This window comes from Leifsonia sp. fls2-241-R2A-40a (genome assembly GCF_030209575.1).
GTDB lineage: Bacteria > Actinomycetota > Actinomycetes > Actinomycetales > Microbacteriaceae > Leifsonia.
The window spans coordinates 2,650,809-2,670,889 of record NZ_JARVRS010000001.1 but is presented as its reverse complement, the minus strand read 5'-3'; the positions used below and the strand labels follow the sequence as shown (position 1 = coordinate 2,670,889).

The window sequence follows — 20,081 nt, the reverse complement described above, 5'->3', positions numbered from 1 at the left end:
GCTCAGCGCCCGCGACCACCGAGCGCGCGCGCATCCTGCTTGCCCGAAATGTCCTTGCGGAGCTCCTTCGGCAGCGAGAACATGAGGTCCTCCTCCGCCGTCTTGACCTCCTGCACGTCGCGGTAGCCGGCGCCGGACAGGTCGTCGAGCACCTCCTGCACGAGGACCTCGGGCACGGAGGCGCCGCTCGTCACGCCGACGGAGGCGACGCCGTCGAGCCACTCCTGCTTGATCTCGCTCGCGTAGTCGACGCGGTAGGCGGCCTTGGCGCCGTATTCGAGGGCGACCTCGACCAGACGCACGGAGTTCGAGGAGTTCGCGGAGCCGACCACGATGACCAGCTCGGCCTGCTCGGCGACCTTCTTGATCGCCACCTGGCGGTTCTGGGTGGCGTAGCAGATGTCGTCGCTCGGCGGGTCCTGCAGGTTGGGGAAGCGCTCGCGGAGACGGCGCACCGTCTCCATCGTCTCGTCGACCGACAGGGTGGTCTGCGAGAGCCACACGACCTTGTCGGGATCGGCGACGACCAGCGAGTCCACGTCGTCCGGACCGTTCACCAGGGTCACGTGATCGGGCGCCTCGCCCGCCGTGCCCTCGACCTCTTCGTGGCCTTCGTGGCCGATGAGCAGGATCTGGAAGTCGTCGCGCGCGAACCGCACCGCCTCACGGTGCACCTTGGTGACCAGCGGGCACGTCGCGTCGATCGCGCGCAGGCCCCGGTCGGCCGCGGCGTTCACGACCGCAGGCGAGACGCCGTGCGCGGAGAACACGACGTGCGAGCCCGTCGGCACCTCGTCGACCTCGTCGACGAAGATCGCGCCCTGCTGCTCCAGCTCGGACACGACGTGGACGTTGTGCACGATCTGCTTGCGCACGTACACGGGCGCTCCGTACAGGTCGAGCGCCTTCTCGACGGCCACGACCGCCCGGTCGACTCCGGCGCAGTAGCCGCGGGGGGCCGCCAGCAGAACCCGCTTATGTCCGACGACCGGGTTATCCTGAAGCCGTCGCCTCGCGCCGGGAATCCGCGGCATCGGGAGGCTGATGGTTGCGTCGCTCACCCTTCGATCCTACGTGAGCCCGCTGGACACGAAATGGGAGGTACGGGTGAGCGAGACCTCGACGGTCACCATGCAGGCCGCTCCCCCGACTGTCGACGCGCCGTGGCCGGTCGCGCTGCTCAGCAGCAAGATCAAGGGATGGATCGATCGGCTCGGCACCGCCTGGGTCGAGGGCGAGATCACCCAGTGGGGCATCTCCGGCGGGAACGTCTACGGCAAGCTCAAAGACCTCGACGAGGACGCCACGATCAGCTTCACGATCTGGTCGTCGGTGAAGGCGCGCATCCCGGCCGATCTTAAGCAGGGCGACCGGGTCGTGGCTGCGATCAAGCCGAACTTCTGGGTCAAGGGCGGCACCCTGACGATGCAGGTCTACGACATGAAGCACGTCGGCCTCGGCGACCTGCTCGAGCGGCTGGAGCGCCTGCGGCAGCAGCTCACCGCCGAAGGGCTGTTCGGCATCGACCGGAAGAAGCGCCTCCCCTTCCTCCCGCACACGATCGGGCTGGTGACCGGCAAGGACTCGGACGCCGAGAAGGATGTGCTCCGCAACGCACAGCTGCGCTGGCCGCAGGTGCGCTTCCGGGTCGTGCACGCGGCGGTGCAGGGCGAGCGGACGGTGCCCGAGGTGATCTCCGCGATCCGGAGGCTGGACGCCGATCCGGAGGTCGAGGTCATCATCGTCGCGCGCGGCGGTGGCGACTTCCAGAACCTCCTGGGCTTCAGCGACGAACGGCTCGTCCGCGCGGCCGCCGCCGCGCTCACCCCGATCGTCAGCGCGATCGGGCACGAGGCCGACCGGCCCCTGCTCGACGAGGTCGCCGACCTGCGCGCCTCCACGCCGACCGACGCCGCGAAACGCGTGGTGCCCGACGTCGCGGAAGAGCTGGCCCGCGTGCAGCAGGCCCGCTCCCGGATCGGCACTCGCGTCACGCATCTGATCGCGCACGAGATCGACCGCATCGGGCACCTGCGCACGCGACCCGTGCTCGCATCCCCCTCCTGGATCGTGGATGCGCGCGCGCAGGAGCTCACCCGTTACGTCGCGCGCGGCACGGAACTGGTCGACCGCTGCGTCGAGCGCGAACTCACGCGCGTCGCCGAACTCCGCGGTCAGCTGCGCGCGCTGTCCCCGCAGGGCACGCTCGACCGCGGCTACGCGATCGTGCAGACAGCGGCGGGTCACGTCGTGACCGATCCGCAGGAAGCCGCCGAAGGAACGGCGCTGCGCCTCACCGTCTCGGGCGGTTCGCTGGCCGCGACCGCGGGCGCTCCCCTGGTCTCGCCGGCACATCATCCACAGGCCCCAGCGGACCCCCAGCGCGGCAAATAGAATGGATGCCATGCCCACCACCGAGACGTCCCCCGCGGGGGATCCGCTCAGCACGCTCAGCTACGAAGAGGCGCGCGACGAGTTGATCCGCGTCGTCACCGAGCTGGAGCAGGGCACCACCACCCTCGAGGAGTCGATCGCCCTCTGGGAGCGCGGTGAGGCGCTCGCCCGCCACTGCGAGGAGTGGCTGATCGGCGCGAAGGCGCGGCTCGACGCAGCCCGCGCGGGCGCCGCCGTGGGAGCCGTCGACCCCGAATGAGCCCCCGCAACAAGCCCGCGGCGGTCGTCGCAGAGCTCGGCCGCCCGGAGACCCCCGAGGAGACCGCGGCCCGCAAGGCCGAGAACTCGGCGAATCACCGCAACCGTCAGACGGTCAACAACCTCGTCTATTCGCTGATCGCCACGCTGGCCCTCGTCGCGATCATCGTGCTCGTCGTCCCGCGCGGCAATCCGACGGCGACCAAGCCGTCGGTCGACTACACCTCGATCGCCCAGCAGGCGAAGGGCAGCGAGCCGGACGCCTTCCTGGTCCCGAAGCTGCCGTCGGGCTGGACGTCGAACAACGCGGAGCTGCGGACCAAGACGGCGGACAAGGTCGACTCCTGGTACATCGGCCTGATCACGCCGAAGCAGCAGTTCATCGGCATCACGCAGGGGTTCGGCGCCAACGACAGCTGGGTGTCCGACCAGGTGGCCAAGTCCCGCATCAAGGACACCCGTGAGATCGACGGCGTCACCTGGGATGTGTACGACAACCGCGCCGCCGGTTCGGGCAGCAACGGCAACGTCGACTACGCCCTGGTCACCACGGCGGGCGACAGCACGATCGTGGTGTTCGGCACCGCCGTCGACGCCGAGTTCCGCACCGTCGCGTCGTCGCTCGCCCCCCAGATCCGCTCACTCGGAGGAGGACAGTAGTGCCCACCACTCGCCCAGGAAAGATCTGGACCGCCATGCTCGACGGCAACGCGCGCTTCGTCGCGGGCGAGCCGCAGCATCCGCATCAGGATGTGACCCGCCGCGAGACCGTCGCCGGCGGCCAGGAGCCGGTCGCCGCGATCTTCGGCTGCGCCGACTCGCGGCTCGCGGCCGAGATCATCTTCGACATGGGCCTGGGCGACGCGTTCGTCGTCCGCAACGCGGGTCAGGTCGTCTCCGACTCGGTAATCGGGTCGCTGGAGTACGCGGTCGCGGTGCTCAACGTCCCGCTCATCCTCGTGCTCGGGCACGACAGCTGCGGCGCCGTCGCGTCGGCCATCGCCTCCCAGGCTGCGGACGCCGATCCCCTGCCGCCGCACATCGCCAACCTGATCGCTCCGATCGTCCCGGCTGTGCACCGCGTCGCCGGAGAGGGAGCGGTCGACCCGGACGCGGTCGACGCGTCCGAGGTCGGTCGCGAGCATCTGCGCGATACGGTGTCGGAGCTGCTCGCGCAGTCCGAGATCATCTCTTCCGCGGTCGCCGAGAACACCCTCGCGATCGTCGGCGCCAACTACCGGCTCGCGGAGGGCCGGGTCGTCCCCGACGTCGTCGTCGGCTTGCGCGACTGACACCAGCTCCCGCCAACAGAAAGGAAATACACACCGTGGTGGACACCCAGGCGGACGCCGAATACCGCATCGAGCACGACACGATGGGCGAGGTGCGCGTCCCCAAGTACGCCCTGTACAGCGCGCAGACGCAGCGCGCGGTCGAGAACTTCCCCATCTCGGGCTCGGTGCTCGAGCCGGCCCAGATCGCCGCACTGGCGCGCATCAAGAAGTCGGCAGCACTGGCGAACGCCCGCCTCGGCGTGCTCGACCAGGACGTCGCGGAGGCCATCGCCTCCGCCGCGGACGAGGTCGCCGCCGGCGCGCACGATGCCGAGTTCCCGATCGACGTGTACCAGACCGGTTCCGGCACGTCGTCGAACATGAACATGAACGAGGTGCTGGCGACCCTCGCCTCCGAGCGCCTCGGCCGTCCGGTGCACCCGAACGACCACGTCAACGCGTCCCAGTCGTCGAACGACGTCTTCCCGACCTCGGTGCACATCGCCGTCACCGGTGCGCTGACCGACGAGCTCATCCCCGCGCTCGACCACCTCGCGGTCGCGCTGGAGGAGAAGGCGGAGCTGTGGGCGGAGGCCGTCAAGAGCGGTCGCACGCACCTCATGGATGCCACGCCCGTCACGCTCGGCCAGGAGTTCGGCGGCTACGCCGCGCAGATCCGGTACGGCATCGAGCGCATCCGCGCCGCGCTCCCCCGCGTTGCGGAGGTCCCCCTCGGCGGAACCGCCGTCGGGACCGGCATCAACACCCCGCTCGGCTTCCCGCAGCTCGTCATCGAGCTGCTGACCGCCGAGACGGAGCTGCCGATCACGGAGGCCCGCAACCACTTCGAGGCGCAGGCCAACCGCGACGCGCTGGTCGAGGCGTCGGGCGCGCTGCGCACGATCGCGGTGTCGCTGACGAAGATCTCGAACGACCTGCGCTGGATGGGCTCCGGCCCGAACACCGGACTGGGCGAGCTCCACATCCCGGACCTGCAGCCCGGTTCGTCGATCATGCCCGGCAAGGTCAACCCGGTCATCCCGGAGGCGGTCCTCATGGTCGCCGCCCGCGTGATCGGGAACGACGCGACGATCGCCTGGAGCGGCGCCTCGGGCCTGTTCGAGCTGAACGTGGCCATCCCGGTCATGGGAACCGCCCTGCTGGAGTCGATCCGTCTGCTCACGCAGTCCAGCAGGGTGCTCGCCGACAAGACCATCCGCGGACTCGAGGCCAACCTCGAGCGAGCCCGTGCGTTCGCCGAGTCGAGCCCGTCGATCGTGACGCCGCTCAACCGTGTCATCGGCTATGAGGCGGCCGCCAAGGTCGCCAAGCACGCCGTCGCCAAGGGCATGACCGTGCGCGAGGCCGTCATCGACCTCGGCTTCGTCGACCGCGGCGAGGTCACGCTCGAGCAGCTGGACTCGGCCCTCGACGTCCTCTCGATGACCCACCCCGGCTGAGCCGCCCTCGGCCCGCCTGAAGCGCCCCGGATCCTCCGATCCGGGGCGCTTTCCTGTGTCGATGGGAAACGGAGGAGCCGCCGAGCACAGGAAAAGCGCCCCCGATCCTCACAATCGGGGGCGCTTTTCCTGTGCTCGTGGGCTAGGCGACCTCGTTGGCCTCCAGCATCTCGGTGACGAGGGCGGCGATGGCGGATCGCTCGGAGCGGGTGAGCGTCACGTGGGCGAACAGCGGGTGGCCCTTGAGCGTCTCGATCACGCTGGCGACGCCGTCGTGGCGGCCGACGCGCAGGTTGTCCCGCTGGGCCACGTCGTGGGTGAGCACGACGCGCGAGTTCTGTCCGATCCGGCTGAGCACGGTCAGCAGCACGTTGCGCTCCAGCGACTGGGCCTCGTCGACGATCACGAACGCGTCGTGCAGGGACCGGCCGCGGATGTGCGTGAGCGGCAGCACCTCGAGGATCCCGCGGTCGAGCACCTCGTCGAGCACGTTCTGAGAGACGAGAGCGCCCAGGGTGTCGAACACCGCCTGGCCCCACGGGTTCATCTTCTCGCCCGCGTCCCCGGGCAGGTAGCCGAGCTCCTGGCCGCCGACCGCGTACAGCGGGCGGAACACCATGATCTTCTTGTGCTGCCGGCGCTCCAGCACCGCCTCGAGCCCGGCGCACAGCGCGAGCGCCGACTTGCCGGTGCCGGCGCGTCCGCCGAGCGACAGGATGCCGATCTCCGGGTCGAGCAGCAGGTCGATCGCGAGTCGCTGCTCCGCCGACCGGCCGTGCAGACCGAACACGTCACGGTCGCCGCGGACCAGCTTGACCTCGCCGTCCGCGACGACGCGGCCCAGGGCCGAGCCGCGGTCGGAGTGGATGACGAGCCCGGTGTTCACCGGAAGGCCCACGGCCTGGTCGGTCCGCATCCACTCGTCCTCGTAGAGCGCTGCCATCTGGTCGCTGCCGAGGTCGAGTTCGGCGAAGCCGGTCCAGCCCGAGTCGACGGCCTGCTCGTGGCGGTACTCCTCCGCGGCGAGGCCGATCGATGCGGCCTTGACCCGCAGCGGGAGGTCCTTGGAGACGACGGTGACGGCGAGTCCGTCGTTGGACAGGTTCAGGGCGACGGCGAGGATGCGCGAGTCGTTGTCCCCCAGCTGCATGCCGCTGGGGAGGACGGACATGTTCGAGTGATTCAGTTCCACCCGCAGGGATCCGCCGTCGCCGACGGGGATCGGGAAGTCGAGGCGCTCGTGCTGCACCCGCAGATCGTCGAGGTTGCGCAGCGCCTGCCGCGCGAAGTACCCGATCTCGGGGTCGTGGCGTTTGCCTTCCAGCTCGCTCACGACGACGACCGGGATCACGACAGCGTGCTCCGCGAAACGGAAGATGGCCTTCGGATCCGAGAGGAGGACCGACGTGTCGAGCACGTACGTGCGCTCACTCGTCTTCGCTGCCCCTGCTTCCGAGCCGTTCGACCGGGTTGCTGCCTGTCGGGTTGCTGATTCCGCCACGACCACTCCCACCCCGCCGCTCCCTCGGGAGCCGGCGGATCTCACTGGCGAGACGGCCGCTTACGTTCCGAAACGAACTTACGTGGCCGTCTCGATCGGGCGCGGTGCCCGATGGGTTGAACCTACGCCCGGCCACCGACACCACTTCGAGCCCTGGCCGCGTGTCGTGTTTCGTTCAGATGAACATTCGCCCCCAGTTCGGGGAACGGGTCAGCTCACCGACGCGTACGACGTGAACGCGGCACGCAGCATGTCCAGCGTCTCCGTGCCCGTCCCCGCGTGGATGCTCAAGCGGACGCAGGTGGGCCGCACCGACGCGGAGACACCGTGGTTGTGAAGGGATGCGCCGAGCGCCGTCAGCTGCTCGGGGAGCGGCTCGAGGACGACGATGCCGGCGCGCTCGACGGGGCTCCGCGACGAGCTCACGGGAACCGCGAACTCGTCCGCGAGTTGCAGCACCTGCTCGACGTTGTCGGCGACGGCGGCCGCGACCGCCTTGACGCCGACCTCCGCGACCTCCTCCAGCGCCGCGGCGAACCGCGCTTCGGCGACGAGGTCCGGGTTGGAGACCGAGAAGGCGCCGGCGCCGCGCACCGGCTCGAGCACCTCGTCCCACGGCTGGTCCGGTCCCGAACCGGTCCAGCCACTGAACACCGGAGTCAGGTGGTGGATCGCGCGCTCGCTCAGCGCGAGGAAGCCCGTGCCCCAGCCCGCGCGCATCCACTTCTGGCCGCCCGAGACGACGACGTCCGCGACCTCCCACGGCGCATCGACCACGCCGAAGCCCTGGATGGCGTCCACGATCAGGAGGCGGTCGCCGATCACCTGGCGGATCCCGTCGATGTCGGCCAGGTACCCGGTGCGCGAGTCCACCAGGCTCACCATCACCGCGGACGTGCTGTCCGTGAGCTGCTCCCGGATGCGCGAGGGCGTCACCCGGCCGTTGTCGGTCTCGAGCCAGGTCGGAGTGATGACCCGCAGAGCCTGCGCAGCGCGCTCGGCGGCGTACGTGAGGGACGGGAACTCGGCGAGGGACAGCAGAACGTCGCCGCCGGTCAGCCCGAACGCCGCGTGCAGGAGGCCGCTGGACGCGTTCGGCTGGAACACGACCTGGTCGGCGGGGAACCGCGTCAGCGCGCTGACCGCATCGCGCAGCCTCGCGTCCTCGGCGCGCATCCGCTCGATCGTGCCGAAGCGCGCCTTGGAGAGGATCTCGTACTGCCCGATCGTCTCCGCCCGCACGGTCGCCGACAGCGGGCCGACCCGGCCGTAGTCCAGGTAGCCGGGCTCTTCGCCGAACCCGCGGGCAAACTCTTCGACCGTCGTCACGGTTCGATTCTTCCGCACCGCGCCGAGCGCGGCGAAATCCGCGGTCAGCCGCCGAAGCGGCGGTGGCGGCGAGAGTAGTCGCGGACCGCGCGGAGGAAGTCGACCTCGCGCAGGTCCGGACCCAGCGCCTCCACGAAGTAGAACTCGCTGTGCGCGCTCTGCCAGAGCATGAAGTCGCTGAGCCGCTGCTCCCCCGACGTGCGGATGACGAGGTCGGGATCGGGCTGGCCGCCGGTGTAGAGGTGCTCGCCGATCAGGTCGGGCGTGAGCAGGTCGGCGAGCGTCTCCAGGCTGCCGCCGTCGGCGTGGTGCGCCGCGACGATGCTGCGCATCGCGTCCGTGATCTCCTTGCGGCCGCCGTAGCCGACGGCGAGGTTGATGTGCATCCCGGTGTTGCCCGCGGTGCGCGCCTCGGCCTCGGCGAGCGCCTCCAGCAGCCGGGGAGGCAGCCCGGTCGCCGATCCCACGTGCTTGACCCGCCAGTCGCGGTAGCGGGACAGATCGCCGGCCAGCTGCGCGATGATCTCGATGAGGTCGCCGAGCTCCCCGCTCTCCCGGTTCGTGAGGTTGTCGGAGGAGAGGAGGTAGAGGGTGACGACCTGGATGCCGAGCTCGTCGCACCACTCCAGGAACTCGCGCATCTTCGCGGCGCCCGCACGATGACCGTGCGCGACCGTGGTGAGGCCGGCCTGCCGCGCCCAGCGGCGGTTGCCGTCGATGATCATGGCGACGTGCTTCGGGAGCGCCTCGCGGTCGATGTCGCGCCGAAGTCGTTTCTGGTAGAGCCCGTAGAGCAGGCCGCTGGCCGCGGGGGCTCCTCGTCTGCTCACGGTGCTACGTTAGCGCGGCGCGGGCGACCCGTCTCACAGCATCCGGGCACCGTCCTCCCCTACGCTGGGTCCATGTCGCCCCGAAAGACCCCGGACTTCGGCACGAGCGGCGCCCGCCGCGCCTCCGAAGACGTCGGCGAGCTCCTCGAGGAGCCGTCGACGCATCTCGATGCGTCCGACGCCGCCGTCCAGGCGGACGAGCGCGAGGCGCGCGACGGCGGCCCCGACCTCCCCAACATCCCCCTGCTGGACGCCTCCCCCGCGTTCCCCGACGAGGTCAAGCCGACCTGGCGCGGGTGGATCCACGCGGCCACGTTCCCGGTCACGATCGTCCTGGGCATCGTCCTCATCACCCTCGCGCACGGAGCGCCGGCGAAGTGGGCGTCGGCCGTCTTCGTGCTGACGTCGATGCTGCTGTTCGGCAACTCGGCGCTCTATCACCGCTTCAACTGGCGGCCGCGCACCAAGATTATCCTCAAGCGGATCGACCACGCGAACATCTTCCTGCTCATCGCGGGGACGTACACGCCGCTCGCCGTGCTGGCGCTGCCGCCGTCGAAAGGCATCCTGCTGCTGACGCTGGTGTGGGCCGGCGCCCTGATCGGCATCGGCTTCCGCGTGTTCTGGATCGGCGCACCGCGCTGGCTCTACGTTCCCATCTACGTCGCCCTCGGCTGGGCGGCGATGATGTACATCGTCGACCTGGTGGATGCGAACGTCGCGATGATGGTGCTGGTGCTCGTCGGCGGCATCTTCTACACGATCGGTGCGGTCATCTACGGGATGAAGCGTCCGAACCCCTTCCCGGGCCGGTTCGGCTTCCACGAGATCTTCCACACGCTGACCGTCCTGGCATTTCTGTGCCACTGGACGGCGACACTGCTCATCGCGATGCACCCGGCGTACAACGCGGGCTGACGCCGCTCAGGTGGGCAGGGCGCGGCGTCCCGTGACCTGTTTCATGACCAGCGTCGACGACAGCTTGCCGACGCCGGGGAGCGCGCCGAGCGGCCCGTCGAAGAGCTCCTGGTACCCGGTGAGGTCGGCGGTCAGCACCCGGAGCATGTAGTCCGGGTCCCCGAATAGGCGCTCGGCCTGCACGATGTTCGGGATGGCGAGCACGCCCTCCTCGAACGCGCCGACGGTCTCCGGATCGGTGCGGTCGATCGTGACGAAGACGATCGCCTCGAAGTCGAGGCCGACCGCCGCGGGCGAGACGACGGCGCGGTACTGCTCGATGACGCCGTCGCGTTCGAGTTCGCGCACCCGGCGGTGGCACGGCGAGAGCGTGAGGCCCACCCGTGCGGCCAGGTCGGTGAGGCTCAGCCGGCCGTCCTCTTGCAGCGCAGCAAGGATCTCCCTGTCTATCGCATCCATGCAGCAGATCCTTTCACGAATCGTGCCGCAGCGCACCGAAGTCGCAAGCACTTTCGGCCTCCCACGCCATACCTTTCCGGTGAGAGGAGGAGATCGATGGATCCGGCACTGATCATGGGCTTCTGGGACGTTGCGGCGCTCCTCGTCTGCACTCCGGGCGCCGACTGGGCGTACGCGGTCACAGCCGGCCTCGGCGGCCGGGCGCTCCTGCCGTCGATCGGCGGCATCCTGTTCGGCTACGCGCTCGTCGTGGTCGCGGTGGCGGTCGGGCTCGGCGCGCTGGTCGCGGCGAACCCGGTGCTGCTCGACGTCCTCACGGTCGCCGGCGCGCTGTACCTGCTGTGGGTGGGGATCAGCGGGCTCGTGCGTTCGGCGGGTCCGCTTGCGGCGCAGGCTGCCGACGGGTCGGCCTCTCCGCTCTCGTCGTTCCTGCGGGGCGCGGGCGTGAGCGGATTCAACCCGAAGGGGCTGCTCGTCCTGGTCGCGCTGGTCCCCCAGTTCACCTCGGTGCACGGCTCGTGGGCGCCTGCCGCGCAGATGCTGCTCCTCGGCGGGCTGTTCGTCGCGACCTGCGCGGTCGTCTACCTGACCGTTGCCGTACTGGCCCGGCGGCTGCTGGCGGCCCGGCCGCGCGGAACAGTCATCCTGGCACGGGTCTCCGCGGTCGCGATGACCCTCATCGGGCTGTCACTGCTGGTGGAGCGGGTGGCTCAAGCGTTCTGAGACGCCGGGCCGCACGGCTCAGCGCTGCGGAGCCTCCGGCTCGTCGCCGCGCTGATCCGCCTGTTCGGCATCCAGCTTCTCGGCGATCTCGGCCCGGTAGCGCACGCGTCGGATGCGACGCACCATGTCGAGCACGAGCAGCACCACGGCGATGGCGATGAAGAACGTCACGACGAAGCCGAGCACGCCCGGGGTGACCGAGTCGTCGCTCGGGGCACCGGACGGCGTGGGCGCGGGAGTCGCAGCGAGCCGGACGGACAGGTGCAGGAGGGCGTCCGCGATCATTCGGGCATCACACCGGCGAACAGGTCGGTCTCGGGCATCTCGTTCTCCACTTTCGACCAGGCCGCCGACCGGCGGGCGCCGGCATTCACAGCTTTCTCTCCTAGTCTTGTCTCAGCCTACCGTCGCCCGGCGGGAGGCCTCTGACGCGGGAGGGTTCAGCTGAACGGCAGGGCGGTGCACGCATGACGGCGACCCCGACGCTCGACACCCGTTACGGCCGCACCCGGGACCGCAAGCGGCGCGACCGCTGGCTGCTGATCGGCGGAGCGGTGGCGGTCGTCGCCATCGTGACGGCGTGGGTGTTCTGGGCCGGATGGGACAACGACCAGGCGAACCTCGAGACGACGGACACCGCCTTCACCATCCCGGACGACCAGCACGTCGACATCACCTTCACGATCAACGCGCCGGTCGGTACGCCGGTGACCTGCGCGATCCAGGCCCTCAACGAGGACTTCGCGATCGTCGGCTGGCGGATCGTCGAGTACCCCGGTTCGACCTCCCGTGTGACCACGCACAGCGAGGCCATCCGCACCGTCATGAAGCCCAATACGGGTTTGGTCAACACCTGCTGGCTGGCCTAGTATTGTGCGGATACGCCCCGGCATCGCCGGGGCGTCGACTTTAGCACCGGTACCGAACCGGCCCCCTGTGCCCACGGTGCTATCTCAACTGCAGGCGACAGCCGCAGGCACGAAGGAGTTCATCATGTCTCAGGAGCCTCAGGTCACGTTTCTGACCCAGGACGCGTACGACCGTCTCTCGGCTGAACTCGAGGAGCTCAGCATCAACGGCCGCAACGAGATCGCGAAGCGCATCGAGGCGGCCCGCGAAGAGGGCGACCTCAAGGAGAACGGCGGCTACCACGCGGCCAAGGACGAGCAGGGCAAGATCGAGGCCCGCATCGTCCAGCTCACCAACCTGCTGCGCAGCGCCACCGTCGGCGCCGCCCCGGAAAGCCACGGCGTCGTGGAGCCGGGAACGGTCATCACCGCGACGGTCGCGGGCGACGAGACCGTGTTCCTCATCGGCAACCGCGAGATCGCCGCCGGAACGGACCTCCCGGTGTACAGCGAGCAGAGCCCGCTCGGCGCCGCCATCCTCGGCCTCAACGTCGGGGACAAGACCGAGTACACCGCCCCGAACGGCCGCCAGATCGCCGTCGAGGTCACCAAGGTGGAAACCTACCTGGGCCAGTAGCAACTCGTAGCCCGGCCCATAGCCGCCGAGCACAGGAAAAACGCCCCGGATCCGCTTGGATCCGGGGCGTTTTTCCTGTGCTCGGGGGCCAGGGCGGCGGCTACTCGTCGTCTACCACGGGGTCGTAGCCGGCGGCTCGGAGCGCGTCGATGACGTGGCGCCGGTGGTCGGTGCCGCGGGTCTCGACGCTCACGTCGAGCTCGACCTGGCTGAGCTGCATCCCGCGCCCGTGGCGGGTGTGCAGCACCTCCACCACGTTGGCGTTGACACCCGCGAGGATCTCCGCGATCCGGGCGAGCTGGCCCGGTCGGTCCGGGAGCATGATCGTGAGCTTGAGGTAGCGGTCGGAGGCGGCGAGCCCCTGGCTGATGACGCGCTGCATCAGGAGCGGGTCAATGTTGCCGCCGGACAGGATGGCGACGGTCGGGCCGTCTGCCTGGATCGCTCCGGCGAGGATCGCCGCCACCCCCGCGGCGCCGGCCGGCTCGACCACGAGCTTCGCGCGCTCGAGCAGCATGACCATGGCGCGCGCGATGTCGTCCTCCGACACCGTCACTACCTGGTCGACGGCGTCTCGGATGATCTGGAAGTTCAGCGCGCCCGGGCGGCTGACGGCGATGCCGTCCGCGATGGTGGCGACGAGCGAGATGTCGGTCGGCTCCCCCGCGGCGAGCGAGGGCGGGTAGGAGGCCGCGTTGGCCGCCTGCACGCCGATGATGCGGACGGTGCGCCCTTCGGCGGCGGCGCGCTGCTTGACGGCACTGGCCACGCCGGAGATGAGCCCGCCGCCCCCGATGGGCACGATGATGGTGGAGACGTCGGGCACCGCCTCGAGGATCTCGAGACCGAGCGTGCCCTGGCCGGCCACCACATCCGGATGGTCGAACGGCGGGATCAGCACGGCACCCGTCTCGGCCGCGAAGTCTGCGGCGGCGCGCAGCGTCTCGTCGACGTAGCCGCCGCTCAGCACGACGTCAGCCCCGTAGGCGCGCGTCGCCTGGAACTTCGGGATGGCCACCCCGACGGGCATGAAGATCGTCGCGTGGATGCCCAGCTCGCGTGCCGCGAACGCGACGCCCTGCGCGTGATTACCGGCCGAGGCCGCCACCACCCCGCGTGCGCGCTCCTCGGCCGTGAGCTTCGACATCCGGTTGTAGGCGCCGCGGATCTTGTAGGAGCCGGTGCGCTGCAGGTTCTCGCACTTCAGCAGCACCGGCGCACCCAGAAGGTCGGTCAGGTAGCGGGAGCTCTCCATGGGCGTCGGCTGCGCCACGGCGGCCACGATGGCGCGCGCCGCCTCGAACTCGTCCAGGCTGGGGCCGGCGAACGGGGTGCGCGTGTGATCGGTAGCGGTTGCCACGGGCCCAGCCTAGCGGCGGTCGTATTCTCCGGGCCGCATGGGGCCGCGGATCAGGTGCGGTCCTGCGGCCGGCGCACCGTCCGCGGCACCGTCTCCCAGATCGCTCGGTCGGGCGCGTCCGTCCAGGGAACCGCTGAACCGGGTGAGCGCCAGGCGCCGCTCGAGATGTAATGCACCATCACGTTCAGCACGGCGACGAACGGCACGGCGAACAGCGCGCCGGGGATGCCGGCGAGCAGCGATCCCGCCGCCACCGAGAGCACCACGGCGAGCGGGTGCACCTTGACGGCGCTGCCCATGATGAGCGGCTGGAGCACGTGGCCCTCGATCTGCTGCACCAGCAGCACGACGCCGAGCATGATGAGCGCGAACACCCAGCCCTTGAACACGAGCGCGATGAAGATCGCCAGCGCGCCAGTCACCACGGCGCCGACCACGGGGATGAACGACCCGAGGAAGACGAGCACGGCGATGGGGATCACCAGCGGCAGTCCGAGGAAGAACGCGCCGAGGCCGATGCCGAGCGCGTCGATCGAGGCGACGAGCACCTGCACCTTCGCGAAGTTCCGCAGGGTCACCCAGCCCGCCTTGCCCGCACCGTCGACGGCCGGACGGGCGTTCTTCGGGAAGACGCGGACGATCCACGCCCAGATGCCCTTGCCGTCGATCAGGATGAAGATGGTGCTGAACAGCACCAGCAGCGCCCCGGCGAAGACGTGCCCGAGGGTGGAGCCGACCGAGAGCGCCCCGGAGAGGAAGACCTGCCCGTCCTGCTGGATGGACTTCCCGAGCGACGAGAACGCGCTGCCGATCTGAGCGTGGCTGAGTCCGAGCGGCCCGGTGGTCAGCCAGTCCTGCAGCCCGTTGAACGCCTGGACCGACTGCTTCTGCAACTGTCCGGCCTCACGCGTCACCTGCCAGATCGCGAGGTAGAACAGGCCGCCGACGATGATGACGAGCGTGATCAGCACCGCGAGGATCGCCAGCCATTTCGGCCAGCGGTGCCGCAGCAGGAAGTCCTTGAACGGCACCAGGAGTCCCCCGAGCAGCACGGCGATCAGCACCGGGATGACGATCAGCTTCAGCTGGATGACGAGGAAGATGACGACCGCGATGACCGCGCCGACCAGCAGCAGCCGCCACGACCAGGCACCGGCGATCCGCATCCCGCGCGGCACCGCCTCGTCGATCGACTCGGCGCGATCCCCCGGCTCGCGGCCACGGCGCGGGAACCACGGACGCGCAGGCACCCGGTTTCCCACCGGGCCGGCGCCGGGCGCGGTGACGGGCGGCGGGACGGGTCGGTCGGTGTCAGACATGCCCGTCAGTGTAGGCCGCGGCCCCCTCGGATCAATGGAACCGGGGCGCCGCGACCAGCCCCTTCACAGTTGGATGATGAGGGGCGGATACTCGATGGCCGTGCGGTACCACTGCCACGTGGACCCGCCGGTCTGCTGGATGGAGGCGTACGTCACCTGGGTCGCCGGGACCTGTCTGAGGCCGACGACGACGGCGACGTTCCCGTTGACGGTTCGCGGACCTGTTCCGGTCGGCGTGGTGCCACCCGCATAGCCGCCGACGTTCAGGTTCACACTGCCGTTCGCCGTGATGACGAACGTCACCACGTAGTCGGAGACCGCGGTCGCGCCGTAGTCGCCCGGCGTGAAGTGGACCGACACCCCCGGACCGCCCGACGGTGTCGGCCGGTTGGTGAACGAGGCGTAGGGCGTTCCCGTCGTGTCCGTCTGCATGATGTCGGACGCGATCAGGGTGAGGTTGGTCCGGCCCTTGCCCACCGTGTGGGTGGGGCTGATGGTGTCGATGGGCCGGAACCACGGGAAAGTGATGACATCGTTCACCGAGTAGCGGTGCGCGATGTCCGTGAGGGACAGGGTCTTCTCGAACGTTGCGGGGTCGATCAGCTCAGCGACTTCTGGGTCCTCCCCCGCTCGTTCCCCCATTTCGGGAGTCTCGCTGGACATGCGCGGACTCTACTCGGGGGTCAGCCGGCCGCGACAGACCGTTCTGCGACGGTGACCGGCGACCCGGTGAGCCCGATCGCGACGCGCTCTCCGGCCTCGGGCCGCTCCCGCGCTCCGTGCTGCAGTGCCAGCTCGGTGCCGTCCTCCAGGCGGACCCGCGTGCGGCGCAGCGCCCCGAGGAAGCTGGTCGTGAGCACGACCGCGGGGATGCCGCCCGGCGCGAGCAGCACATCCTCCGGCCGGAGGTACGCGGTGACCGGGCCATCGGCGACCGGGGACGCCAGGGGCACCTCCTGGCCGAGGACGTGCAGGCGGCCCGAGACGACCGTCCCGTCGACGCGATTCGTCAGACCGACGAACTCGGCGACGAATGCCGTCGCCGGGCGGTCGTAGAGCTCCTCCGGGCTGCCGATCTGCTCGATCCGGCCCGCCCGCATCACGGCGACCCGGTCGGCGACGGCGAGCGCCTCCTCCTGATCGTGGGTGACGAAGAACGTGGTGATGCCGAGCTCCGTCTGGATGCGGCGGATCTCGTCGCGCAGCTGCACGCGCACCTTGGCGTCGAGCGCGGAGAGCGGCTCGTCGAGCAGCAGGACGCGCGGTTCGGTGACGAGGGCGCGGGCGAGGGCGACACGCTGCTGCTGGCCGCCGGAGAGCTGGTGGGCGTAGCGGCCGGCGTGGTGGTCGAGCCCGACGAGTTCGAGGGCTTCGGCGGCGCGGCGGCGCCGGTCCGCGGGGGCGACCTTGCGCATCCGCAGCCCGAACTCCACGTTCTGTCCGACGGTCAGGTGCGGGAACAGCGAGTACGACTGGAACACCATCCCGAGGTCGCGGCGACTGGTCGGCTCGTCGGTCACGTCGCGACCGTCGATGAGGATGCTGCCGCTGTCGACCCGTTCGAGCCCGGCGAGCGAGCGCAGCGCGGTCGTCTTGCCGCAGCCGCTCGGGCCGAGCAGGGCGATGAGCTCGCCCGGCGCCGCCGCGAGGTCGAAGCCGGAGAGGCCGACGCCGCCTCCGAAGTCGCGAACGAGGTCGCGCAGCTCGACGGTCGAACCGGTGCGGGAGGAGAGCAGGGGCGTCTCGAGGGCGGTCATGTCAGCCTTTCGCGGCGCGTCGCCGAACGCTCACGAGGCGGTCGACGACGACGAGGAGGAGGAACGCGAACACCAGCGCCAGGAGCGCGAAGATGACCGCGACGAAGGGGTCGGACTGCGACACCAGCAGCAGCGAGGTCTGCAGGTTGACGCGGGAGAGCAGCGAGGCGATGGTGAACTCGCCGAGCACTACCGCGACCGAGAGCGCGGACGCGGCGAGGATGCCGCGGCGCAGGTTCGGGACGAGCACGCGCCCGAACACCGTCCCCCAGCCCGCGCCGAGGGAGCGGGCGGCCTCGCTGAGGGTGATCATGTCGACGGCCGCGACGTTGCTCTGGATGGCCCGGTAGGCGTACGGCAGCACAGTGATGCCGTACGCGAAGGCGAGCGTCCAGGCGCCGGAGCCGAAGACCTCGGTGACCACCGCGTACGTCGGCGCCAGTCCGACGACCATGACGATCGCGGGGATCATGATCGGCAGCAGGCAGATCGCCTCGAGCAGCCGCCGCAGTTTGGGGAACCGGAGCTCGACGAGGACGATCGTGGGGAGCAGCACCAGCAGCACGATGGCGACGGTCACCACCGCGAGCACCAGCGAGTTGCCGAGCCCCTGGTACACGCGGTCGTAGCGGGTCGTCTCGCCCGAGAACACCGCCGCCCAGCGGTCGAAGTTGTAGACGCCGGGCTTGGCGGTGCGGAGGGTGAACTCCACCATCGAGAACAGCGGGATGAGGAAGAAGAGCCCCAGCGCCGTCCAGATGATCGCGCGGACGGCGGGTCCGGGACCGAGGCGCAGCGGCTGCGCGGACCGGCTCATCGCTGCCACCGCGCCGTCCGTCGCACGAGCGCGGAGTAGCCGAGCATCACGACGACCATGACCAGCAGCATCCCGAGTGCCATCGCGCCGGCGAGGTTCGCCCGGCCGAGCACGGTCTCGCTGATGAGCGCCTGACGGATCTGCAGCGACACGATGTTGTTGGCCTGGCCGACCAGGGCCGCCGCGGTCGCGTAGGACGAGAACGCGTTGGCGAACAGGAGCAGCAGGCTGCCGAGGAACGACGGCAGCAGGATGGGGCCGCCCACACGCGTCCAGTAGGTCCAGCGACTGCCGCCGAGCGTCGCCGTCGCCTCCAGCCACTGCGGCCGCAGGCCCTCCAGCGCCGGCATGAACGTGATCACCATGAGCGGGATCTGGAAGTAGAGGTACGGCAGGATGAGTCCGGGCACGGTGTACAGCCACACGCCGTTCTCGTAGATGTTGATGTGGGCGACGTTCCGCAGCAGCACAGTGACGAGCCCCTGGGCGCCGATGGTCGCGATGAAGGCGAAGGCGAGCATGACCCCGCCGAACTGGGCGAGGACGCTGCTGGCCGAATCCACCAGGGAGCGTGTCACGCCGCCCGTGCGCGAGCGCAGCATGGCGAAGCAGAGCGCGGCGCCGGCGATCGCGCCGACGATCGCCGTGACCGCGGAGAGCCAGAAGGCGCCGAAGAAGGAGCCGGCGATCGCCGGCTCGGCGAGCCCGGACAGGTTCGACCAGGTGAAGCGCCCCGCCTCGTCCGCGAAGCCGCTTCCCACGGCGACCACGGTCGGGATGGCGAGGAACACCACCACGTAGAACGCGAACGGGGTGAGCCCGAGCACGGCCGCGACGCTCCTGCCGCGCCGCCGGCCGGCCCGCGCACCCGCGGGCCGGGCCGACGGCTGCCGCCGGGACTCCGAGTCGGAGGTCCCGGCGGAAGCGCGTCCGACCGCAGGCGCCGCAGCGCCCGTGACGGTGTCAGTCATCAGCCGACCGCGTTCGCCCACTTCGAGCTCAGCAGCGTGCCGGCGTCGGTCGCCTGCTTGTCGCTCATCACGGCCACCTTGTCCAGCGTGCCCGGGAACTCTGCCTTGTCGAGCGTGCCCGCCTTCTCCATCGCGTCGACGCGGGCCGGGTAGGCGCCGCCCTTCAGCCAGGCGTTCTGAGCGGCGTCGCTGTAGAGGTACTCCTCCCAGAGGCGTGCCGCCGCCGGGTGCGGGGCGTCCTTGTTGACGGCCTGGTTGTAGTAGCCGACGTACGCGGTGCCCGGGAGCACGACGTACTTCCAGTTCACGCCGCCGCCCTTGATGGTGTCGGAGGTGGCGTAGCCCTTCTGGTTGAACGACCAGTCGAGCAGCACCGGGGTCTCACCGGAGGCGATCGTGTTCGGCTTGCCGTCGGCGGCGTTCCAGTTGCCCGCCTTCTTCAGCTTCGAGAACCACTCGACGCCCGGGGTCAGGTCGTCGAGCGTCCCGCCGTTCTGCAGCGTCGCGTAGGCGACCGCACCGGCCGCGGCGGCCGCCTGGGTCGGGTTGCCGTTCAGCGCGACGGCGCCCTTGAACTCCGGCTTGAGCAGGTCGTCGAAGGACTTCGGAGCGGTCTTGATCTTGTTCGCGTCGTACCCGACGGCCATGACGCCGTAGTAGCCGACCTTCCAGAGGCCGTCCTTCTCCTTCTGGGTGTCCGGGATGTCGTCCCAGCCCGCCGGCTTGTACGCCGCGAAGTACTGCGTGTTGGCGAGCGCGACCGAGGAGCCGATGTCGAAGGTGTCCGGAGCGGTGTCCTGGCCCTTCAGCTTCTTGGCGGCGTCGATCTCCTCCTGGCTGGAGGCGCTGTCCTGGCTCGGGTTGATCGTGATGCCGTACTTCTTGGTGAAGCCATCGAAGATCTCCTGGTAGTTCGCCCAGTCGCCCGGCGTCGCGATGATGTTGAGGGTGCCCTCCTTCTTCGCGGCGGCGACCAGCGCATCCATCCCACCGGCCGACTTCGCGTCGGTGGCGGTGGCGATCGAGGCGTTGTCGGTGGAGCTGGCGCTCGCGCCGCCGGAGCAGGCGGAGAGCGAGAGTGCGACGACGGCGGCCGCGGCGGCGAAGCCGGCGACTCGTGCGCGCTTGTTGATCACGGGTTCCTCCAGTGCAAAGGTGTCGACCGGGCGAAGCACCCGGTCGTGGGTCACGGTAGAAAGGCCAGGCGTCCGGGCGGTCGCGTGCCG

Annotated in this window: 22 protein-coding genes; 9 read left to right on the top strand and 13 right to left on the bottom strand. The window is 70.0% G+C overall.

The annotated features are described in order from the left end of the window. Window positions 1-2: 2 nt before the first annotated feature. A complete protein-coding gene (locus tag QRN40_RS13255) occupies window positions 3-1,034 on the bottom strand; it encodes a 4-hydroxy-3-methylbut-2-enyl diphosphate reductase (RefSeq protein ID WP_285117493.1) in 1,032 nt (343 codons plus the stop codon). A 73-nt stretch (window positions 1,035-1,107) separates the two neighbouring features. Between QRN40_RS13255 and xseA the strand changes: the two genes are divergently transcribed. Genes xseA through QRN40_RS13230 form a run of 5 tightly spaced genes read left to right on the top strand, consistent with a single transcriptional unit; the run spans window position 1,108 to window position 5,386 of the window. Beyond that, complete coding sequence (gene xseA, locus QRN40_RS13250; RefSeq protein WP_285116146.1) at window positions 1,108-2,394, top strand: exodeoxyribonuclease VII large subunit; 1,287 nt, start codon at window positions 1,108-1,110, stop codon at window positions 2,392-2,394. Between the two features lies 1 nt (window position 2,395). Beyond that, window positions 2,396-2,653, top strand: a complete 258-nt coding sequence (locus tag QRN40_RS13245; protein WP_285116145.1) for an exodeoxyribonuclease VII small subunit — start codon at window positions 2,396-2,398, stop codon at window positions 2,651-2,653. Beyond that, a complete protein-coding gene (locus QRN40_RS13240) occupies window positions 2,650-3,312 on the top strand; it encodes a DUF4245 domain-containing protein (protein ID WP_285116144.1) in 663 nt (220 codons plus the stop codon). Before QRN40_RS13245 ends, QRN40_RS13240 begins: the two co-directional genes overlap by 4 nt. A 35-nt stretch (window positions 3,313-3,347) precedes the next feature. Then, window positions 3,348-3,944 carry a carbonic anhydrase gene (locus QRN40_RS13235; RefSeq protein WP_285117492.1) on the top strand — a complete coding sequence of 199 codons (597 nt, stop codon included), beginning with the start codon at window positions 3,348-3,350 and terminating at the stop codon, window positions 3,942-3,944. 35 nt (window positions 3,945-3,979) lie between these two features. Next, window positions 3,980-5,386, top strand: a complete 1,407-nt coding sequence (locus QRN40_RS13230) for a class II fumarate hydratase (RefSeq protein ID WP_285116142.1) — start codon at window positions 3,980-3,982, stop codon at window positions 5,384-5,386. Window positions 5,387-5,528: 142 nt separating this feature from the next. Here QRN40_RS13230 and phoH2 read toward each other — a convergent pair whose 3' ends face one another. The 3 genes from phoH2 to QRN40_RS13215 all read right to left on the bottom strand — a co-directional run bounded on the left by phoH2 (window position 5,529) and on the right by QRN40_RS13215 (window position 9,046). Beyond that, a complete protein-coding gene (gene phoH2, locus QRN40_RS13225) occupies window positions 5,529-6,893 on the bottom strand; it encodes an RNA 5'-3' helicase PhoH2 (protein ID WP_285117491.1) in 1,365 nt (454 codons plus the stop codon). A gap of 204 nt (window positions 6,894-7,097) precedes the next feature. Continuing rightward, complete coding sequence (locus tag QRN40_RS13220) at window positions 7,098-8,216, bottom strand: aminotransferase class V-fold PLP-dependent enzyme (RefSeq protein WP_285116141.1); 1,119 nt, start codon at window positions 8,214-8,216, stop codon at window positions 7,098-7,100. A 44-nt stretch (window positions 8,217-8,260) separates the two neighbouring features. Beyond that, the gene (locus QRN40_RS13215; RefSeq protein WP_285116140.1) at window positions 8,261-9,046 is read right to left on the bottom strand and encodes an isoprenyl transferase; all 786 of its coding nucleotides are present in this window, start codon (window positions 9,044-9,046) and stop codon (window positions 8,261-8,263) included. Window positions 9,047-9,118: 72 nt separating this feature from the next. On the opposite strand from QRN40_RS13215, the gene trhA reads away from it, so the two are divergent. Continuing rightward, a complete protein-coding gene (gene trhA, locus QRN40_RS13210) occupies window positions 9,119-9,964 on the top strand; it encodes a PAQR family membrane homeostasis protein TrhA (protein WP_285116139.1) in 846 nt (281 codons plus the stop codon). 6 nt (window positions 9,965-9,970) lie between these two features. Here trhA and QRN40_RS13205 read toward each other — a convergent pair whose 3' ends face one another. Continuing rightward, a complete protein-coding gene (locus QRN40_RS13205) occupies window positions 9,971-10,423 on the bottom strand; it encodes an Lrp/AsnC family transcriptional regulator (RefSeq protein ID WP_285116138.1) in 453 nt (150 codons plus the stop codon). 96 nt (window positions 10,424-10,519) lie between these two features. Between QRN40_RS13205 and QRN40_RS13200 the strand changes: the two genes are divergently transcribed. Further along, window positions 10,520-11,146 carry a LysE family translocator gene (locus QRN40_RS13200; RefSeq protein WP_285116137.1) on the top strand — a complete coding sequence of 209 codons (627 nt, stop codon included), beginning with the start codon at window positions 10,520-10,522 and terminating at the stop codon, window positions 11,144-11,146. An 18-nt stretch (window positions 11,147-11,164) separates the two neighbouring features. On the opposite strand, the gene QRN40_RS13195 is transcribed toward QRN40_RS13200, so the two are convergent. Then, on the bottom strand, window positions 11,165-11,431 hold the full coding sequence (locus QRN40_RS13195; protein WP_285116136.1) for a hypothetical protein: 267 nt from the start codon (window positions 11,429-11,431) through the stop codon (window positions 11,165-11,167). Between the two features lie 182 nt (window positions 11,432-11,613). Here QRN40_RS13195 and QRN40_RS13190 point away from each other — a divergent pair, with 182 nt between their 5' ends. Beyond that, a complete protein-coding gene (locus tag QRN40_RS13190; protein ID WP_285116135.1) occupies window positions 11,614-12,015 on the top strand; it encodes a DUF4307 domain-containing protein in 402 nt (133 codons plus the stop codon). 124 nt (window positions 12,016-12,139) lie between these two features. Continuing rightward, a complete protein-coding gene (greA, locus tag QRN40_RS13185) occupies window positions 12,140-12,631 on the top strand; it encodes a transcription elongation factor GreA (protein ID WP_285116134.1) in 492 nt (163 codons plus the stop codon). Window positions 12,632-12,731: 100 nt separating this feature from the next. On the opposite strand, the gene ilvA is transcribed toward greA, so the two are convergent. From ilvA to QRN40_RS13150, 7 genes are all read right to left on the bottom strand, one after another. Beyond that, the gene (gene ilvA / locus QRN40_RS13180; protein WP_285116133.1) at window positions 12,732-13,991 is read right to left on the bottom strand and encodes a threonine ammonia-lyase; all 1,260 of its coding nucleotides are present in this window, start codon (window positions 13,989-13,991) and stop codon (window positions 12,732-12,734) included. Between the two features lie 50 nt (window positions 13,992-14,041). Next, window positions 14,042-15,310 carry an AI-2E family transporter gene (locus QRN40_RS13175; protein WP_285116132.1) on the bottom strand — a complete coding sequence of 423 codons (1,269 nt, stop codon included), beginning with the start codon at window positions 15,308-15,310 and terminating at the stop codon, window positions 14,042-14,044. 63 nt (window positions 15,311-15,373) lie between these two features. Beyond that, a complete protein-coding gene (locus QRN40_RS13170; protein ID WP_285116130.1) occupies window positions 15,374-15,973 on the bottom strand; it encodes a hypothetical protein in 600 nt (199 codons plus the stop codon). Window positions 15,974-15,993: 20 nt separating this feature from the next. Further along, window positions 15,994-17,067 (bottom strand): ABC transporter ATP-binding protein, encoded by a 1,074-nt coding sequence (locus QRN40_RS13165; protein WP_285116129.1) that lies wholly within the window; start codon window positions 17,065-17,067, stop codon window positions 15,994-15,996. A 1-nt stretch (window position 17,068) separates the two neighbouring features. Beyond that, window positions 17,069-17,884, bottom strand: a complete 816-nt coding sequence (locus QRN40_RS13160) for an ABC transporter permease (protein ID WP_285116128.1) — start codon at window positions 17,882-17,884, stop codon at window positions 17,069-17,071. Next, on the bottom strand, window positions 17,881-18,876 hold the full coding sequence (locus QRN40_RS13155) for an ABC transporter permease (protein WP_285116127.1): 996 nt from the start codon (window positions 18,874-18,876) through the stop codon (window positions 17,881-17,883). The genes QRN40_RS13160 and QRN40_RS13155 overlap by 4 nt, the downstream gene beginning before the upstream one ends. Further along, the gene (locus tag QRN40_RS13150) at window positions 18,855-19,991 is read right to left on the bottom strand and encodes an ABC transporter substrate-binding protein (RefSeq protein WP_285117490.1); all 1,137 of its coding nucleotides are present in this window, start codon (window positions 19,989-19,991) and stop codon (window positions 18,855-18,857) included. Before QRN40_RS13150 ends, QRN40_RS13155 begins: the two co-directional genes overlap by 22 nt. Window positions 19,992-20,081 lie beyond the last annotated feature (90 nt).

Bases quoted from the DNA above. Each gene is read 5' to 3' on its own strand.
- QRN40_RS13255 (WP_285117493.1), bottom strand. From the start codon at position 1,034: ATGCCGCGGATTCCCGGCGCGAGGCGACGGCTTCAGGATAACCCGGTC.
- QRN40_RS13245 (WP_285116145.1), top strand. From the start codon at position 2,396: ATGGATGCCATGCCCACCACCGAGACGTCCCCCGCGGGGGATCCGCTC.
- QRN40_RS13240 (WP_285116144.1), top strand. From the start codon at position 2,650: ATGAGCCCCCGCAACAAGCCCGCGGCGGTCGTCGCAGAGCTCGGCCGC.
- QRN40_RS13235 (WP_285117492.1), top strand. From the start codon at position 3,348: ATGCTCGACGGCAACGCGCGCTTCGTCGCGGGCGAGCCGCAGCATCCG.
- trhA (WP_285116139.1), top strand. From the start codon at position 9,119: ATGTCGCCCCGAAAGACCCCGGACTTCGGCACGAGCGGCGCCCGCCGC.
- QRN40_RS13205 (WP_285116138.1), bottom strand. From the start codon at position 10,423: ATGGATGCGATAGACAGGGAGATCCTTGCTGCGCTGCAAGAGGACGGC.
- QRN40_RS13200 (WP_285116137.1), top strand. From the start codon at position 10,520: ATGGATCCGGCACTGATCATGGGCTTCTGGGACGTTGCGGCGCTCCTC.
- QRN40_RS13195 (WP_285116136.1), bottom strand. From the start codon at position 11,431: ATGATCGCGGACGCCCTCCTGCACCTGTCCGTCCGGCTCGCTGCGACT.
- QRN40_RS13190 (WP_285116135.1), top strand. From the start codon at position 11,614: ATGACGGCGACCCCGACGCTCGACACCCGTTACGGCCGCACCCGGGAC.
- greA (WP_285116134.1), top strand. From the start codon at position 12,140: ATGTCTCAGGAGCCTCAGGTCACGTTTCTGACCCAGGACGCGTACGAC.
- QRN40_RS13175 (WP_285116132.1), bottom strand. From the start codon at position 15,310: ATGTCTGACACCGACCGACCCGTCCCGCCGCCCGTCACCGCGCCCGGC.
- QRN40_RS13170 (WP_285116130.1), bottom strand. From the start codon at position 15,973: ATGTCCAGCGAGACTCCCGAAATGGGGGAACGAGCGGGGGAGGACCCA.
- QRN40_RS13165 (WP_285116129.1), bottom strand. From the start codon at position 17,067: ATGACCGCCCTCGAGACGCCCCTGCTCTCCTCCCGCACCGGTTCGACC.
- QRN40_RS13160 (WP_285116128.1), bottom strand. From the start codon at position 17,884: ATGAGCCGGTCCGCGCAGCCGCTGCGCCTCGGTCCCGGACCCGCCGTC.